We start from the raw sequence: 19057 nt of genomic DNA on the forward strand, positions 1-19057 counted from the left end.
CGACATATAAAATTATTTTTTTATGATATATTTTGTATAGCGATAAATTATAATCTTAGGAGGAATTATGATAAAAAAATATTTAAGATTAGTCCCAGTCTTAATAGTTGGGATAGCAGGAATAATATTTACACCAGTTTCAACATCTGATTTAGATGATTATAAGAAGAAGCAAATTGAATATAATGAAAAGAAAAGAAATCACGAAGACTTTGTTCAAATGAGTGAAGAGTATAAAGAGGATTATAGCGATTTAGCTATGAGATATGAGCAAACTCAAAATGAGTATAAATTATATAAGGAAAAATATAACAGTAATGCAGATTTAAATAAGGAACTGAATAAGCTTTTAAGTAAAAGAGATAACTATTTAAATCTTATAGAAGAATATTCATCTCAGCTAGATAATTTATAGGGGAAAGAAAGTTGAGAATTTCAGAAAAAATTAATAATAAAACAATTTTAGCTGGTATAGCAGTTGTAGTAATTGGACTTTTTGTATTAAGCCCAAATAATTCTATTATTACAAGAAAAAAGCTAAAAGAGTATGAAGGTTTAGATAAAAAAATCCAAGAATTAGATGAAGAAAGTTCAAAATACTATAGTGATAATAAGGATGAAATATCTAAATATTTGGATTTAAGAGTGAAATATGAAGATTTGGAACAGTCTTTTTATGAATATAAAGAAAAATATCCAGATGACCTGGCAGATGATATAGAGAAAGCAAAAGAGGAAGTTAACGAGTATTATGCAAAGGCAATAAAACTGGAACATGAACTTAAAGAAGCTAAGGCTAAAAAACAAGAGAGTCAAATAGCAAGTTCTAACTCTTCTACTGGATCATATTCAAATGGTGGAAGCAGTAGTCAAAGTAGCTCTAGTCATGGACAAGGTCACAACGATAGTAGTTCCAATAAACATATAGGAAAAAGTGTTTATGTTTCCAATGGAAATAGCTATTATCATGCCATATCAAACTGCAAGTACTTGGAAGGTGCGAGAACTTATGTTGTTACGTTGACATCAAGTATGAGAAAGTATGAATGTAACTGCTGGACAAATCCAGTTGTTTATAAAAAGCCGTCTTCGAGTAGTTCTTCTGGTGGAAGTTCTAACTCAGGTGGTAAAACGGTATACATAGCTAGTGGTAATAGTTATTATCATAAGAGTTCTAGTTGTAAGTTTTTGAGAGGTGCAAGTGTGAAGGCTGTTGGCATTAATAATGTTGGTGGTAAGCATCCTTGTAATTGCGTGAAGTATTAAGTTTATGCAGTATTTAATGAAAATATAGTAATTAATAGAAATACTTAAATCGTAGACAGAATTGTCTGCGATTTTTAACTTAAGTTGCGTAATATTATGTAGATATAAATGAATTAATGTTAGAATATATTAAATCAACAGCGAAATTGTTATAATTAACAGATAAGATAAAGAAATATAATATGTTTCAATAAAGGAAAGGATTAATATGAGTGGGAGTATTTTTGATGTTTTACTAGATAGTGATAAAAATCTTGCAGAATTAGGATACCAAATTGAAAAGGATTTCTTTGAAAGTCCAAGTTCAGCAGTTATGCATGGTAGACAGTTCGCAGAAAAGCTACTGGCAAAAGTATGTGAAATAGAAGGACAAGTATATCTAATTACTTTAAATCAATATGAAAGAATGAAGATACTTTATAAGGATGGAATTTTAGATTATCAGATATATAGCGATTTTAATAATATAAGAATTATAGGTAATAAGGCAATTCATGATGGAACTCATAATGATGTAGAGTATGCTGCTAAAGTTCACAAGAAAATTTATAAGATTATTAAATGGTATATAGAGTGTTATGGAGATGCTAATATTGAAATACCTCTTTATATTGCACCATCAATAAATGCTAAATCGGATTCTATTTCTATGGTAGATGTAAATAATCTAGTGGAAGAAAAACTAAGTGAGCTTTTAAATAAAAATATACATATAAATAATGTAGAAAATTTAATGAATAATTATGAGGTAGAAAGTAATGATGAAGATATAAAAGAAGTTATTGAACAAACAGAGACTGAAAATAAATTAAAGATAAACTATAACTATTCTAAATTGAAAGGTAGTTATTTATTACATGAAATATCAAAATTATCATCAAAGTCAAAAGAAGGTGTAGAATCTTACAAAGGTTTAAATCCTTTTAAAAAATATATTCATGTGAAAAGATCAATACAAGAAGAGTTAGTAGAAATGATAGAAGAAGCTCAACAAAGTAAAGGCAGTCAGCTAATATTACTTTGTGGAAGTGTTGGAGATGGGAAATCACATTTATTATCATATCTTAATGAAGAGTATAAAGGCTTATTACAAGAGTTTTATATTCATAATGATGCTACAGAAAGTCATGATCCAAAACTTACAGCTATTGAAACTTTACAAAAAGTACTAAGTGGTTTTAGTGATGAGAATATAGATACTTCTAATAAAAAACTTATACTAGCAATAAATTTAGGTGTATTAAACAATTTCTTAGAAGAAGATTTTGCTAAAGTAGAGTATACAAAATTTAAAGAATTTATAGATAATAGTAATATATTTAACCAAGAGGGAATTAGTAATAGTCATGGAAGTGAACACTTTAAATTAGTTAGTTTTGGTGATTACAATATTTATGAACTAACTGAAAATGGAGCGGAATCTTTTTATATAGAAGAGTTATTGAATAAGATAGTTAAAAAATCAGAAGATAATCCTTTTTATCAATCTTATCTAAAAGATAAAAAAGAAGGTATAATAAATCCTTTTATAATAAATTATGAAATATTATCTAAGCCAGGAGTTACAAAAAAAATAACAGATTTACTTGTAACTTCATTGGTTAAGCATAAAAAAATACTAGGAACAAGGGAGTTACTAAACTTTATATATGAAATATTGATACCTCCTATTGTGGAAGAAGACAATACAAATATTATAAGTATCTTACAAGAGATAAATAACTTATTGCCTAATTTAATATTCAATTCAAATAAAAGGGGAGAATTGCTTAAAATTACAAGTAAAGAAGATCCAATCAAAATAAGACATAGAAATTTAGATCAGTTATTAATTCAATTGAATATTGCAACTGATATAAGGCCTATACTTAAACAATACTTTGATGAAGAAATGTATTTTATGATAGAGGAAATTTTAGGTGATACAGTAAACCTAAATGATTTATCACCAAATGAGAAAGAAGAAGTTATAGAAGTTATTATAAGGCTATTAAGATTATGTGGAAAAGAAGATATACTATATATTTTTGAAGATAGCTCATATAAATCTTTTATGAAATATTTATATTACTATAATAAAGGTGAAGTTAGTGGATATAAATCAATCTTTGATGAAGTAAGAAAGGCAATTTATAATTGGAATGGTTCACCGAAGAATAAATATATTTATCTAAATAAAAATCTATCTAACTTTAAAGTGGCAGAAGAAGTTGAGTTTAAGCCTAATAAATTAGGAAGTTGCCTAAAAGATGACAAAATAAAATTAGAAAGATTTAAAAGGAGTTTAACTTTAGGATTTGAAGCTACTTTTACTAAAGAAGTAAGTACTTTAGAGTTAGATTATCAACTTTATAATAAAATAGTTGAAATAAACGAAGGATATTGTACTAGTAAAAATGATAAAGAGGAAGCAATTATTTTCGTAGAATTTATTGATAAGCTTTTATCTAATGGAAATATGGAAGAAGAATTATTAGTTGAAGATAAGAGAGATAATAGACAATTTATTTTAAGATATGAAGATAACTTTGGAGATGAAGAATTTGTTTTTGAAAGGTTGGCTGAGTAATGATTTACCAAGAAAATATTAATAAATTAAAGCACTCTATGAATATAACAGATAAAACTAATCCTGGTAAACATACAATAAATAAAGTAGCACCATTTCTGCCATTTGGAACTAGAAATCCAGAAAGACCAAAGTTTAAAAGAAAGTTTTCTGGTGTTACGGGGGAATTAGTTAGGCTGATAAATAATAAAGAGCTAGTTAAAGAATTTAACTTGGAAGAAAATATAGATGAGATAGTATTAAAAGTTCAATGTAAAAGTGAAGAGGACAGAAAATATTTAAAAGAATTAATAAAAGATAACTTAATAGATAAAGATGGTAATATCAATATTTTTCATCCGAAACTTTTAAATTATATACAATTAACTAATGGACAAGAAAGTAAAGGTGAAGAGAAAATAGCTAAATTTTTATATGATTTATTTTTCTATAACAATGGAAAAATAAGCTCTTCATTTAGAGGACATGATAAAAATGATGTTATAACTAAGCTTATATTACGCAAATTAGAAGGTTTAGAAGATATAGATAGCAAGCCGCAAGAGAAGAGGAAATATTTCAACAAGTTAAATTTTATTAGTAATATTGCAAAAGAGGATTTTGAATTTCTAAGTGAACATAAAGAATATTTTTTGAAGAATTTTCAAAATCTCGTATCTTATTATTATTTTTATTATATAACTCAACTATGTATAAAGTTGAATAAAAAAGAAAAAGCTGACTTTAGTAAACCAGAAGAATTATATTATCTTTTAGACTGGGAAAGTTCAAGCAAAAACAGACGTAGTGTAGTTAGAGGATACAAATATATAAAATCAGAATGTAAAAATCTGTTGATAAATATAAATATAGTGGAACATTTAAACTTCTTATTTAATGTAGAAGGGAAGAGTTTAAATGAAATTATAGATATATATAACAATTCTCAAAATGAAGAAAAAATAAATTACCTGGAAACTATGAGAGAGTGGATTTATGAATACAAAGAACACTATGCTCAAGAATCTATTGAGTTAGAATTAGATTTCAATATATTAGTAGATGAACTTGAAAAATCGCTACAAAGAAAAATAGATCAAGCAACAATAAGTAGATATGCTCTATTTATTGAAGAAATAGGTAAATGTTATTTCTTAAAAAATAGAGGTGGTTATTATGGCTACATGCTTAATATGACTCAAGAAATGATTTTATTATTAACAGCAGTTTGTATAAAAGAAAACAAGATAACATTAAATGCCTTATATAAAGAATATGAAAAAAGAGGATTATTCCTAGACAAATATTCAAAAGAATTAGTTGAAGAATTATTAGGTAAGTTAAATTTAATAGATAAAAAAAGTGATAGTGGGGATGCTCAATATGTCAAAGCAATTTTATAAATATTTGTCCGATAGACTAATTGAATTTCTAAGAGAAAGTTCGATTAAACCGGGAGATAGATTTTATATACAATTAGATGAAAAAGAACAAGTTAATGAGTTTTATAATACTTTAATGGAATTTAAAAATGCTGAGCCTTTTGTATATCAACATAATTCAGGTGGAGAGTATAAAACTTTTTCTATAAATATAGGAGAAACATCATTGGTAGTAACATCAACTATAGATGTCACTAATTCATATTTGGTAACTATGAGAAATGTATGCCAAGAGCAAGAAGGTGTTTGGAAAAATAAAACTCTTTTAATATTATGTGAAGACGTCATAGATAGTATAAAAGATGGGTGTTATGATCTAAGGCTTGAAGGAATGCCTTTAAGCGTCAAATATATATCTTCAAATTTAAATAATGAAATAACTAAATCTAAATTAAGTAAAGTAGATAGAGAAGTTGTTAAGTTTTACAATAAACAGAAACTAGAAGATTCTTATAATACATCTCTATTGGACTATAAAGAAATATTATCAATTATAGGTAAGAATTGTATAGAAGATAAAGATTATAGTGAGATAGGATTATTTAAGGATAGTGGTTTAGAAAATTTAAATTCGAAAGCTATGCAAAGTAGACTGAAAGAAAATAATGAATTATATTCAAAGGTAGAAGGATATCAAGAATATAATGATAGAAAAGCACAGTTAGAAAAATTATTTGATGATAAAGGTGTTAGCAAATTAGAAAAAGAAGATTGGAAAGATACAGATTTTACAGATGTAAAAAGATCATTTGAAAAAAATAAGGAAAATAAGCCTTTAGAGTATATAGAAAACAGTAATAAAAAGACTGTGGAAGGTTTAGTATACTGGGAGCGTAATAAATCAGATACAGCAGCTGGTAAAAGAAATAAGCAGATAATAGTATTTAATGATGGTAATCATGATGAAACAACTTTAGAGTTTAAATTTGATGAAGATTTAGCAAAAGAGTTTATTACAGATAAAAGTAAAACTTATATGACTGTATCGAGAAAAAAAATGACTATAAAGTTACCTATAAAAAATAACAAACCAATATTCCAAAAAGTAACTTATAAACATAAGAACCAGTCTAAATCCAAGTATGATTTTAATATAGCAATACTTAATATAGAGGAAAGTGTGTTAAATACTATAAAAACTAGATATTCTATAGCTTCAGGCTCTGGTGGAAAAAACAGATTAGTTATAAATGTTGATGATTCAAATATTATATTTGGTGAAGGTGGAAAAGAAATAGAAACAGTAGTTGACAATAAAGATGATATAGTTTCTATAAATCCAGATGAAACTATAAAAATATCAAGTGAATCTGCTGCATGGGATGATGATTCCCTAAAATTCATCTTAAAGTCAGACAAAGGGCAAGTGCCTATAGAAATAAAAGAAGAAGGACTAAGAGGTAAAAATATTACTTCTGTAAATATTTTAAAAAGGAAAAGAGAAAGAAAAGAAAGTTTTAGATGGATTAAAAATATAATTAGCCAACATACAAGCGAGTATTATTTAGAAGAAAAACTAAAAATTCCTTTTAATAAAGAAAAAGAAATAATTGATAAAGAAATAATGTATGGTATAGATACTATAGATGAAATAAATAAGATAGATATAAGTTTTAGTGAAGAATTAACAAATGCTTATATGAATATACTGAATTATTATAAATCTAATAACAATATTCCAAGTTTACATTATTTAGATGAGGAAATCATAAATCTTTATAAGAATTATCTAGAAATCTATAATAAGGAAATAGAAAGTATTAATGAAAAAGATATTTTATCAAGTTTAGATTTGAAGAAAAATCTTTTGAAATTAGGAACGATAGAAAATGAATATAAGGTAATGTTTACACCTTTTGCACCATTAAATATAGCTTATATGCTTGAATTATATAGTCAACTAGATTGTGAAAATGTGGATTCTCACATATTAGAAAGATTAATTCCTAATAACTTGCTGCCATATATTTATAATGACAACAACGAGCTATTTACACCAATTTATCAAAAGGATAACATAGAGTGGCTTATATATGAAAAGAAAGAGCAGGTATCTTTAGGAGAGACAAATGCATTTGTTGCAAAGGTTGTTGAAGAGAAAATTAATCAATTTATATCTAATTTTAAATATTTATTCATAAAAAAATGTAATTCACCTATACAGATAAATGTAATAAATATAGTGAATGACAAGGAAGTAGTTAAGGGGGTATTTGAGTATATTAGAAAGCAAATAGTGAAAGATCCGTACAATATTATTCCTATAGAAGTTAGTATTTACAATGGCAATGGAAATACATATTTTGAGAACTTCTTCCAAGCATCTTCTGTAGAGAAAATTGAAGAAGAATTTGATGTAGATTTTGAAATAAAAAATAATGACTTAGACAAGACAGATGTTATGAGAATAGCATATGAAAATATCAAATGCTATAAGCAAAACGATAGTAATTATAAGTATGCTCATATATCTTTCTATAAATCAGGATTTGATGATAAAAACGCTACAGATAATACTAACTCATTGGAATCAGGATTATCTATTGATGGTTTACTATCAACAGTTACTTCTAACAACAATGAAAATGACTATAGAATTGGCTTTGGTAGCAAAAACAGAATAAATGTTAATAATAATTTGATTAGAACAGCAAGTAATTTAAATGAATTTGCAGTTAACTGTCATAACGGTGGAGTAAATCCTTATATAAAAGAAACTTCTATAGTTACAAGGCCTTTGGTATTGTCAGAAGATACTAAGGAAAAACTGTATAATTCTTCTCACTGGGTTACTTTTATAGAGCCAAACTTTGGATTAGAATATTTTAAAGAAAGTAATAATCATAATCTGATTATTATACATTACAGTGATCAATATACTTCAACAGAGCAATATGATACGATAACTGTAACAAATAAATCAGAGCAATATAAGTATATTATAAAAGAATTTTTAAATAGAAAAAATATAGATATACCAGATGAAAAAATAAATCATGTTATAAAAAGCTTTAATAGTATTAATGGTGAGTGGTTACTTAATCTTATTGCAAATAAAAGTGAATATGATAGAGAAAAATTAAGCATTATTTCAGCTCTAAAATATGGTATGACATTACTAAATCATGAGGATATAATCTGGATACCTGTTTCATCAGAAGAAATACTAAGAGTATCTAATGCGGTAAAACTTAACAAAAGTGAAGGAATATTTACTTTGAAAAACCTGAAAGAAAAGGGAGTTCATAGTGATGATTTAATATTTATTGGAGTTAATATAAGCGATAAAGATAACTTAAAGCTATATTACTATCCAATAGAAGTTAAGGTTGGATATAACTTTTCATCAGTAATTGATAAAGGTAAAATTCAAATAAATAAAACCTATGAATTACTAAAAGATCAATTATCTCAACATTATGATGGAGATAGGAAAGTATTTAAAAATAAATTCTTTAGAAACTTCTTCTCTAAGTTATTGATAACTAATGCTGAAAAGTTATGCACAAATAATATTTGGCCAGAAAAACATCTAGAAAGAATTATGAAATTCAAAAGGTTACTTTTAAACGATGATTATGAAGTATCATTTGAGTTAGAATCATTAATTGGAAAAGGCGCTTTAATTTCATTTAAGAAAGATAACTATTATAGAAGTATAAATAAAGTAAATGATGTATTATTTATAGAATTAACTGAAGATGATGCCTATGAAGGAATGACAAAATCAGTTGAACAGCTTAGTAGAGAAATTCTAAGTGGAAATCAAGATATCAAGCAAAGTGATTTACTTACTAATTATAAATTAGATGATTATAGTGAGATGGTTTATAAAAAAATAGCTCCTACATCAGAAGACGTTGATGATGGTGATGGTTTGGCAGCTATAGTTGCTGAAAAATATGAAGATATAAATACAGAATATGAGTCAATATCAACACAAACGCGTGTAAAAGAGGATAAATATGAAACTTCAATAGTAACTACACCAGTTGAAATTATAGATGAAGTAGAAGTTATATCAAGTATAAGTAAACCAGAAAAAAAAGATGTGAGGATACTATTAGGAGAAGCTGAAGGTTCTAGTAAGAAAGTATACTGGGAATATAATCACAAAAAATTAGCAAACAGACATATGCTTATAACCGGTAAATCAGGGAATGGTAAAACTTACTTTATACAATGTGCTTTAAAAGAGTTAGTTGAATCAGGAGTGCCAGCTGTAATAATAGATTATACTGATGGGTTCAAAACCTCACAGTTAGAGCCAGAGTTTAAGGAATATCTAGGAGATAACTTAAAGCAATTTATTGTAGCTAAGGATAAATTCCCTCTTAATCCATTTAAAAAAGGAAGAAAAGAATTGGATGAAGATTTTTATATTGATGAAGACTATGTAGATGTGGCAGAAAGATTTAAGTCAGTCATTGGTTCTGTATATAAAGACTTAGGAATACAACAGTTGAACTCAGTATATCAAGCTGTTATAAGAGGATTAGAAAAAAACAATGGCTCATTAGATTTAAGAAGTTTTAGACAAGAATTAGCAGAGGATAAGTCTTCATATGCTCAAACAACTTTATCACAGCTAAGTTTATTAATAGATAAAAATCCATTTGAAGAGAATAAAGATTTTGGATGGGGAGACTTAGATAAAGGTGATGGAAAGCTATTTATAATTCAGTTGACTGGATTTACGAAAGATGTACAGAGAATCATTACGGAAATGATACTTTGGGATTTATGGAATTATAAATTAAATAATGGAAACAAAGATAATCCATTTACCGTAGTATTAGATGAATGCCAAAACCTAAACTTTGGAGATAACTCACCTTGTAAAAAGATTTTATTAGAAGGGAGAAAGTTTGGATGGTCAGCTTGGTTTTCTACTCAGTTTCTAAAAGGGCAAATGGATAAGGCAACTATTAGTGGACTACAAAACGCTGCACAGAAGGTTTATTTTGCTCAGACAGAGGAAGAAGCACCTGTAGTTGCTAGTGTTTTTGCTGAGAGTAATGATGATAAGAAAGAATGGACTAAGAGGTTGATTGGTCTTGAAAAGGGGACTTGTATTACTTATGGATCGATGATGTGTGATGAAGATAAGTTGTACCCTGCTGTACCCATTAAGATTAGGATAAGTTCTTTGGAAGAGAGAATAGAAAGATAATAGATAAAAAAAGATGATACAATAATTTTATAGTATCATCTTTTTTTATGTTTATACTTCAATATCTAATCCTATAACCCAAATAGGTATTTTTATTAAATTAGAAAATTCGTTAAGAATTTTAATTGTATCTTCATAAGAAACAATATTATCACTGGCATAAGATAATAAATTATTATGTGCAGTTACATATACAAATAAATCAACACCAGAGTTAATATCGGCTTGTAACAGTTTAAACAAATCTCTATAAGCAAGTCCCCAGTTACCGAATTGTAACTCGCCTAAAATGGTAAGACTACTTTTAGTAAATCTTTTATCATTACCTACTTCAAATGATGAAAAATCAAAACTATCCTCTTCTATTTTTATGAAATTATTATCTTTTAGAGATTTATTCCAATGTTCTTGTCCGTTATATAAACCCCTTCTACCAAAGCATAAATTCCAAAGTTGAATAAGATTGTAAGTTTTATCTAAATAAGCAAAGTCAAAACCACTCTTTGAATTTGAAGTATAGAAAACTCCATCTTTATTGTAAACTTCAAATAAAATTTGTTGATCTTGTGATAATAAAACTCTTAATGATTTATTTAATTCAGTAATATCTATTCCTTTATAATGTTTAGTTGACTTTTTTCTTATGGTAGGTTTGATAGTTATGTTGCTAGATAGATATGACTTGAACAAAGGACTAAAATCAGGGTCTTGGCCCAAAATTATATTTGAATTATTGAAGAAATATTCATTGCTAACAAATATATTAGCTGATGAATTAGATAACCATTGTTTACTTTCTTCATCGCTTTCTATCCAAAAGTATGACAAAAACTTCACCTCTTTATTAAATTTAATTTTAATAAAATTATAATAGGATAAAGTATAATGTATCAACACTTTTATTATATATAATTTACAAAAATCACAAATAATAACTATAATAAATGAAAGTTTGATCTTTTCAAAGGTTAAAATTTGTAGTATAATGATAAAATAAAACTCATACAAAGGAGGCAGAAAATGATAAGAGTATGTGAACTATTCGCTGGAGTTGGCGGATTCAGATTAGGTTTAGAAAAGTCATCAAATGATTATAAATTTGTATGGGCAAATCAATGGGAACCGGGAAAAAAATCACAACATGCTTATGATTGTTATGTAAGTCATTTTGGAAAAGAAAATCATGTTAATATAGATATTGGAGAAGTAGACAAAAAAGAAATACCAGACCACGATTTATTAGTTGGTGGATTTCCTTGTCAAGATTATTCAGTTGCAAGAACTGGTGCTAAAGGAATACAAGGGGTTAAGGGTGTTTTATGGTGGCAAATAAGAGAAATATTAAAGACAAAACAACCTAGATTTGTATTACTTGAAAATGTGGATAGGCTATTAAAATCTCCTTCTAAGCAGAGAGGTAGAGATTTTGGGGTAATGCTTGCCTGTTTAAATGACTTAGGGTATTCAGTTGAATGGAGAGTAATTAATGCAGCTGAATATGGATTTGGTCAAAGAAGAAGAAGAGTATTTATTTTTGCATTTAGAAATGATACAAGGTATTCTAATAAAATAGATGAAAAAAATCTTAGAAACTGGATACATGAAGAAGGATTTTTTGTTAAACAATTTCCAATAGTATCAAACCATTTATCAGATGATAATGGGCAGATGAGTTTTACAATAGAAAGTAAAAAAGTTGATAGTGAAGAATGTGTAATGGAATATGAGGATATAGTAGATGTTTCAGATACTTTCAAGATGGACTTTAGAAACTCAGGTATTATGACAAATGGAAGAATTTATACTGAACAGACAACACCTTTGTATGATGGTAAATTTACTTTATTAAGAGATTTACTAGAAACAGATGTAGATGAAAAATTCTACTTAGATGGTGATAAAGAAAAATTAGAAAAGTGGAAATATCTTAAAGGTGCTAAAAAAATAGAAAGAACAAGTAAAACAGGTCATAAGTATGTATTTAGTGAAGGACCACTATCTTTCCCAGATCCAATTGATAGACCTGCAAGAACTATGCTTACAAGTGAATCATCGGTAAATAGAAGTAGCCATGTTGTTGAAGATCCACAAACAGGAAGACTAAGATTATTAACTCCTATGGAAGCTGAAAGAATAAATGGATTTGAGGATAATTGGACTAACTCAGGTATGCCACAGAAATTTAGATACTTCTGTATGGGGAATGCTTTAGTTGTTGGATTGGTTACAAAGATGGGTAATTATATTAAAGAAATCGTAGAAAATGAAAATAATGATGTTGATAGTGATGAAGTTGCTATAACTAAATAAATAGTAAAAGGTATATGATTTGAATCATATGCCTTTTTTGTTAGAAGAAAAAATTTTTATAGTTATATAATGCTATAATATTATTAGATTTTATAAAAGTATAAAAATGTTGAAATTTAATGAATTAACACTTTAATGAAGGTGTAAATAATTTTAGTTTACTATTGAAAAATACAATTAATATGGGGGATTTATAAGTTGAATTATAATGAAAAATCTATAGATTCAATTATGGAATATGCACATGGATTGATAGGCAAAAAGTTTGGTGAAATAGATAGATATGAAAGATTAGGAGAAGGTAAAGGAAAAGGTAATCTAGGTCAAATAGTAGAAGAAAGCTACTTTGGATATGATATAAACTCTAGAGCTGAGGCTGATTTTTCTCATGTAGGTGTAGAATTAAAAGTTACACCTTTTAAAGTGAATCAAAATAAGACAATATCAGCTAAAGAAAGATTAGTTTTAAATATTATAAATTACATGGAAGAGCACCAAAAGGATTTTTATGAAAGTTCATTTTGGGAGAAGAATAATAAACTTTTACTAGTATTCTATCAGTGGAAAAAAGGGTTAGAGAAAAAAGATTTCGTTGTAAAGGATATAATGCTCCATGAATTTTCAGAAGAAGATTTAGTTGTTATAAAAGATGACTGGAAAACTATAATCAATAAGATTAAAGAAGGAAAAGCACATGAGTTGTCAGAAGGTGATACAAGCTATTTGGCAGCTTGTCCTAAAGGTGCTAATAAAAACTCAGTTAGAAAGCAACCTTTTTCAAAAGAACTAGCAATGCAAAGAGCATTTTCTTTGAAATCTTCATATATGACATCTTTGATTAGAAAAAGGTTAGGAGTTGAAGATGAGGAAGTTGTGAGTATCTTAAAAGGTACTAATATGACAATTGAGCAATTATTAGAGAGTAAATTTAAAGTATTTTACGGAAAAAGTGTTTATGAAATAGGTGATGATTTAGGAATAGATATTTATAATGGAAAAAGTAAATTAGCTAAAAATTATGTTCAGATGCTTGTAAGTAGAATACTTGGGTTAACTACTAATGATTTAAGTAAGATAGAGGAATTTTCTAAAGCTAATATTAAATTTAAAACTATTAGAATAGAGAAAAATGGAAAGATTAAAGAACATATGTCTTTTCCTACATTTAAATATAAAGAAATTATAGAAGAAGATTGGGAAAACTCTAGTTTGAGAAATTTATTTGAAGAACAGAAGTATTTATTTGTTGTGTTTAGATACGATGAAGATGATGTTCTTAGATTGGATAAAATTAAATTGTGGAATATGCCAGTAAGTATTTTGGATAGATATGTTAAGGATACTTGGGAAGAAACGGTTAGAGTTATAAAAGAAGGAGTTCAGATAGAAATAAAGGGAAGTCGAGCATTTGATAACTTACCTGGACCTAAGTTTAATTGTGTGTGCCATACAAGGCCTCATGCTAGAGATAGTGAAGATACATATGAATTACCAGATGGGAGAAAATTAGTCAAAAAGTGTTTTTGGTTAGATCGAGAATATATTTTGAGTATAGTAAATAACTAAACATGAATTAGGAGTAGATATAATGCCCAAATCAGATAGATTTAAGATTTTATACAATAAGGAAATAGTTTTTAGTAATTTACCTAAAAATTCTGTTGCATATAATATTATTAAACATATGGTAGAAAAAAGAGATTTTAAGTATGAAGAATTAGAAAGGTTATTTAATAATGTCAAAAATTTAAGTTTCAAGACAAAAGAAATAATAAAGAAAAAAGAAAATATATCTAGCTATAGAGATAAATCAGAACAAGATAATATGGGAAATAGTAAATCTAGACAGAGAAGTTATTTGCCAACTAAAGATACAAACTTTATAGTATGTAAGAATGAAAAAAATGAAAATATTGAGATTGGAGTATGGACAGAGTGGGAATATAAAAATTTTCCTATATTTGTTGAGTACCTTAATTCATTAGATTTAGGGTATAAAATTAACGAGGTAGAAGAGAGTAAAGTTTTACATAATAAAAACTATTCTTTAGATTTTATAGATATAATAAAAAAACAAATAACAAATCGTAGTTACAAAATAGCCCTATTATCATGCTTTTTAGATATAGACAAAATGAAAAGTAATCTAACTTATGATGAAATTTTCAACTCACTAAAAAAATACTACTCTATACCAAGGCATAGAGCAGATTTAAGTGATATAGATGATTTAGAGTCGTGGAACAAAAGCAAATATATAAACAGAATAAAACAAACAGCTATGAAGTATTTACCAGAACAATATTTTATATTAGATGAAGTTAATGAAACTTACAGATTATGTGATGAAATAGCTCAATATGTAACAGACTCAAACTTTGTAAAAGAATTTAAAGAAGCAGTAGAATTTTTAGAAAATAAATACTTCAATAAAGGTGTTAAAGATATAGTGAAAGAGAAGGAGATAACAAATAAATCTCAAGAAGAAGTAATAAATCACATCCACAGCTATATAACTAGCCAAGGATACGAATACGATTACACCCTAATCTCCAACCTATATTTATCACTAAAAACAAAACCTTTCGTAATACTAGCAGGAATAAGTGGAACAGGAAAATCGAAAATAGCAAGACTCTTTGCTCAAGCACTAGGAGCTACTAGAGAAAACAACCAATTCAACATGATAAGTGTTCGCCCAGATTGGAACGACAGTACAGATTTAATAGGTTACAAAGACCTGGAAAGCAAGTTCATAAAAGGAAAGCTAACACAAATCATAGAAGATGCCTCAGAAAATTTGGACAAGCCTTACTTTGTTTGCCTAGATGAGATGAATCTAGCAAGAGTAGAGTATTATCTAAGTGATTATTTAAGTGTTATAGAAAGTAGACAGCTAATTGGAGAAACTATAGTCACAGATAGTCTAATCTATGACGATGAAATAGAAGACGAGGATAGTCTAAAACTTCCTGAGAACCTTTATTTGATAGGAACTGTAAATATGGACGATACTACATTCCAATTTAGTAGGAAAGTCCTAGACAGAGCAAATACAATAGAGTTCTCAGAAGTAAACTTAGAAAATTTATTTGAAAATGAGACCAAAGAAGTTGAAAATATGACTGATGTATATAATGATTTTCTAAAATCTACTTATTTAAAAACTACTCATATAGAATTTGAATACAGAGACTATGCAAAAGAAATTAATAAGAAAATAATCCAAATTAACAATATTTTAAGCAAGTTTCAAAAGCAGTTTGCGTATAGAGTTAGGGATGAAATTTTATTCTATATGATAGAAAATAAAAAGGCTAATCTTCTAAGCGATGATGTTGCATTTGATTATCAAATCATACAAAAAGTTTTACCAGCCATAAACGGTAGTGAAAACTCTATAAAAGAGGTTTTAGTAAATCTGTTTAATTTTGTTTGTGAAAAAGATATTTTAAATGATTCTGATATAGAAGAAGCTGAAAACTATCTACAGTTATCTCCTGTTAAATATAGAAAAAGTGCTGAGAAGATAGTTTATATGTTAAAAGGATATAATTATGATGGATATGCAAGCTACTGGTATTAAGAAGGATATTTTGCAAATAAGCACCAGTGATTTTACTGTGTTTATTGATGGGAATAGTCAAAATAAAAAATACAATGCCATAAACAACAATAAAAATATTAGTGGAAAAATTGAAGTAAGAACTACTTTAGAAGATTTAAAAGTTCTTACATTAAATAGTCTTAATGAGTTGGAAGAAAATATTAGTCAAGAAATGATGCCTAGTTTTTTTGAGGATGGTATTTATAATATATATTTAGAAAACAACAACAATGATAAGTTTGAAGTTTATCATCATAGTAAGGAAATAAGAGATAACATTTCTTATAGAGGAAGAAATGCTTCAGGATCTTTTAAGTTCAACGGAGATATAGGTTATTCAACTTTTGTTATTAGAAAAAACAATGAGGATGTATTAACCTTCACCATACAAGTTTTTCCCACAAAGCTAGATTATATGAATGATTACAATGAAATACTAGATGATATTAACAAAGAGATTGAGTCCTTGGTATTTGATTATTTAGATAAGGCTTTTTCTAGAGTTAATATTGTTGATGTGAAAAAACAAACTGGTGTGGAGTTTATAGCTATTCTTCATACTATCTATGAAAATTTGGATAAGTCTATTAGAAGAATTGAAAACCATCCCAAACATGGTGTTTTTAATGAGTTTAATTTAAAAGATAGAAATAAAAGTAAGAGAATACATGTGAAAGAAACTATAAAACATCTTAGAAAAAATAAATCACAAAATGTGGTGGAAGTGAAAAAGAAAACTACTTTAGATATTTATGAAAATCAGTATGTGAAATATATGATAAGAAGAATCTTAAAGAAAGTAAGAGAAACTAAGGACAGTATAGGTTCTAAATATGATAAGAGTCATGTTTCTTATGAGATTTTGTCCAAGTATGAGCATAAATTAAATAATCATCTCAATGGATTTTTTAGAGATATTAGTGATATAAAAAACACAAAATCTATGACACTTGTATTTAAGATGGCTAGTGGTTATAAGGAAGTTTATTTTTATTATAATCTACTGTCCAAAGGTTTAGATATATATGAAGGATTACATGAAATCAGTAGCAAGAAGCTGTGGAACTTGTATGAGATTTGGTGTTATTTGAAAATACATTCTATTATAAAAGAGTTGGGATATACCCCTAAAAATTCACCACTAATTCAAGTTAACTCCAATGGTTTGACATTATCTGTAGCACAAAGTAAACAGTCAAAATTTATTTATGAAAATTGCCTGGGGAATAAGCTGGAACTTTGGTACAATAAGGCTTATTATGGTCTTCCTACAACTAATCAAAGGCCTGATACAGTTCTTTGTTTGAAGGGGGATAAAACAAAGGATAGAGTCTATTTATTTGATGCTAAATATAGAATTTTTATAGATAACAATGGTGAAATAGGGCCAATGGAAGAAGATATAAATGTTATGCATAGATACAGAGATTCTATTGTTAGTGAAAATAAAAAAGAAGATTATTTTAAATACAGTACTTTTGGTGCCTATGTTATGTTCCCTTGTAATGATGAGAAAAAGTTTGAAGAGAACAGATTTTATCAAAGTATAGAGAAGGTGAACATAGGTGCTCTACCAATGCTTCCTGGTTCAACATCACTTATGAAAAAGCATATAGCGAAGATTATAGGAGAATCTTATATTGAAGCTGTAAATAATAACCCAATATTTGATGAAGAAGGAGATTATTATAAATTTAAAAATAGCAATGTTATGATTGTTAACACTAAAGATAAGAAACATTTGAATACTTATAGAAAACATAGATTTTATCATATTCCTAAAACAAGTATTTCAAAGGTTAAGTTGGGAGTAGAGTATCTTGCCTTCTATCAACCACAGAGTAAATTTGGTGAGGAAAGTGGAATTTATTATTATGCAAAGGTTAGAGAAAGTTATACTTATGAGAGAGGTAGCTGTATAGAGTTAGAGTGTGACAAAGGCAAAGAAAGTCATATTTATATTAGATTTGAGTTGGAGAACTTTGAAAAGCTATCTGGAGTTTCTACACTTCAGTATGGAGTTAGAAATGTTATGTATACCACTTTGTATCTGCTGAAAAATGCCACTAATATGCATGAGTTAAGTATTAAGAGTAGGAAAGAGATTGAGGTTTATAAGATTTTGAAGAGAGTTAGTGAGAAGAAATCTTTGAATTTGGAAAAGTATGAAGATGGATATAAGCTTGGTGAATATTATGTAAAGGTCTATGATAATAGAGATATTAGGGTAAATAATGAGTTGGTGGATGCTGATGATTTAGAAGTATTTTTAGGAAGTGGAAATTAAGGAAAAAGGTCAATCAAATCAAAATAATATCTATAAACAAGAACTCACTATTGAAAATAAAAAATAAAAAAATGCGTGTGTATAGGAAATCCTGTTCACTTGTCACCTAAAGGAGTATTACATATTAAAAATGTAATGCTCCTTTATCTTTATAGTCTATAGTGTAAATCTAAAAATAAATCTGTACACATCACAAAAAACAAAGAATATTTACTAATTCTGTCTCCAATTCAGATAGGAACAGATTTTAGTAAGTTTCACCCAATATAATATTTTTCCAAAATCCAAGGAATACACAAAATGTGTAGTCTTTTCTATAATAAGAAAATTTATGATAAAATAACTATACCAACATTTTAAAAGGGAAAAAGAACAACTAAAAGGTGTTTATAAAATACACACACCTTTATATAAAAAGGAGATT

Annotated in this window: 10 protein-coding genes; 9 read left to right on the forward strand and 1 reads right to left on the reverse strand. The window is 27.3% G+C overall.

Features of this window, described 5'->3' with window-relative positions; translation table 11 throughout:
• Positions 1-67: 67 nt before the first annotated feature.
• From NSA58_RS00095 to dptH, 5 genes are all read left to right on the forward strand, one after another.
• Positions 68-415 (forward strand): hypothetical protein, encoded by a 348-nt coding sequence (locus NSA58_RS00095; protein ID WP_074079794.1) that lies wholly within the window; start codon positions 68-70, stop codon positions 413-415.
• 11 nt (positions 416-426) lie between these two features.
• On the forward strand, positions 427-1266 hold the full coding sequence (locus NSA58_RS00100; RefSeq protein ID WP_074429094.1) for a coiled-coil domain-containing protein: 840 nt from the start codon (positions 427-429) through the stop codon (positions 1264-1266).
• A gap of 208 nt (positions 1267-1474) precedes the next feature.
• Complete coding sequence (gene dptF, locus NSA58_RS00105) at positions 1475-3835, forward strand: DNA phosphorothioation-dependent restriction protein DptF (RefSeq protein WP_257559906.1); 2361 nt, start codon at positions 1475-1477, stop codon at positions 3833-3835.
• Positions 3835-5217 (forward strand): DNA phosphorothioation-dependent restriction protein DptG, encoded by a 1383-nt coding sequence (dptG, locus tag NSA58_RS00110; protein ID WP_074079797.1) that lies wholly within the window; start codon positions 3835-3837, stop codon positions 5215-5217. Before dptF ends, dptG begins: the two co-directional genes overlap by 1 nt.
• A complete protein-coding gene (gene dptH / locus NSA58_RS00115; RefSeq protein WP_257559907.1) occupies positions 5198-10429 on the forward strand; it encodes a DNA phosphorothioation-dependent restriction protein DptH in 5232 nt (1743 codons plus the stop codon). Before dptG ends, dptH begins: the two co-directional genes overlap by 20 nt.
• A gap of 51 nt (positions 10430-10480) precedes the next feature.
• On the opposite strand, the gene NSA58_RS00120 is transcribed toward dptH, so the two are convergent.
• Positions 10481-11257 (reverse strand): hypothetical protein, encoded by a 777-nt coding sequence (locus NSA58_RS00120; protein ID WP_074079799.1) that lies wholly within the window; start codon positions 11255-11257, stop codon positions 10481-10483.
• Positions 11258-11449: 192 nt separating this feature from the next.
• On the opposite strand from NSA58_RS00120, the gene dcm reads away from it, so the two are divergent.
• The 4 genes from dcm to NSA58_RS00140 all read left to right on the forward strand — a co-directional run bounded on the left by dcm (position 11450) and on the right by NSA58_RS00140 (position 18633).
• Entirely contained in the window at positions 11450-12739 is a 1290-nt protein-coding gene (gene dcm, locus NSA58_RS00125; protein WP_257559908.1) for a DNA (cytosine-5-)-methyltransferase, read from the forward strand.
• 198 nt (positions 12740-12937) lie between these two features.
• A complete protein-coding gene (locus tag NSA58_RS00130; protein WP_074079801.1) occupies positions 12938-14305 on the forward strand; it encodes a Sau3AI family type II restriction endonuclease in 1368 nt (455 codons plus the stop codon).
• Positions 14306-14327: 22 nt separating this feature from the next.
• Positions 14328-16325, forward strand: coding sequence for an McrB family protein (locus tag NSA58_RS00135; protein WP_074079802.1), 1998 nt, complete (start codon positions 14328-14330; stop codon positions 16323-16325).
• Complete coding sequence (locus NSA58_RS00140) at positions 16297-18633, forward strand: restriction endonuclease-like protein (protein WP_257559909.1); 2337 nt, start codon at positions 16297-16299, stop codon at positions 18631-18633. Before NSA58_RS00135 ends, NSA58_RS00140 begins: the two co-directional genes overlap by 29 nt.
• Positions 18634-19057 lie beyond the last annotated feature (424 nt).

This window comes from Terrisporobacter muris (genome assembly GCF_024621905.1).
Taxonomy (GTDB): domain Bacteria; phylum Bacillota; class Clostridia; order Peptostreptococcales; family Peptostreptococcaceae; genus Terrisporobacter; species Terrisporobacter muris.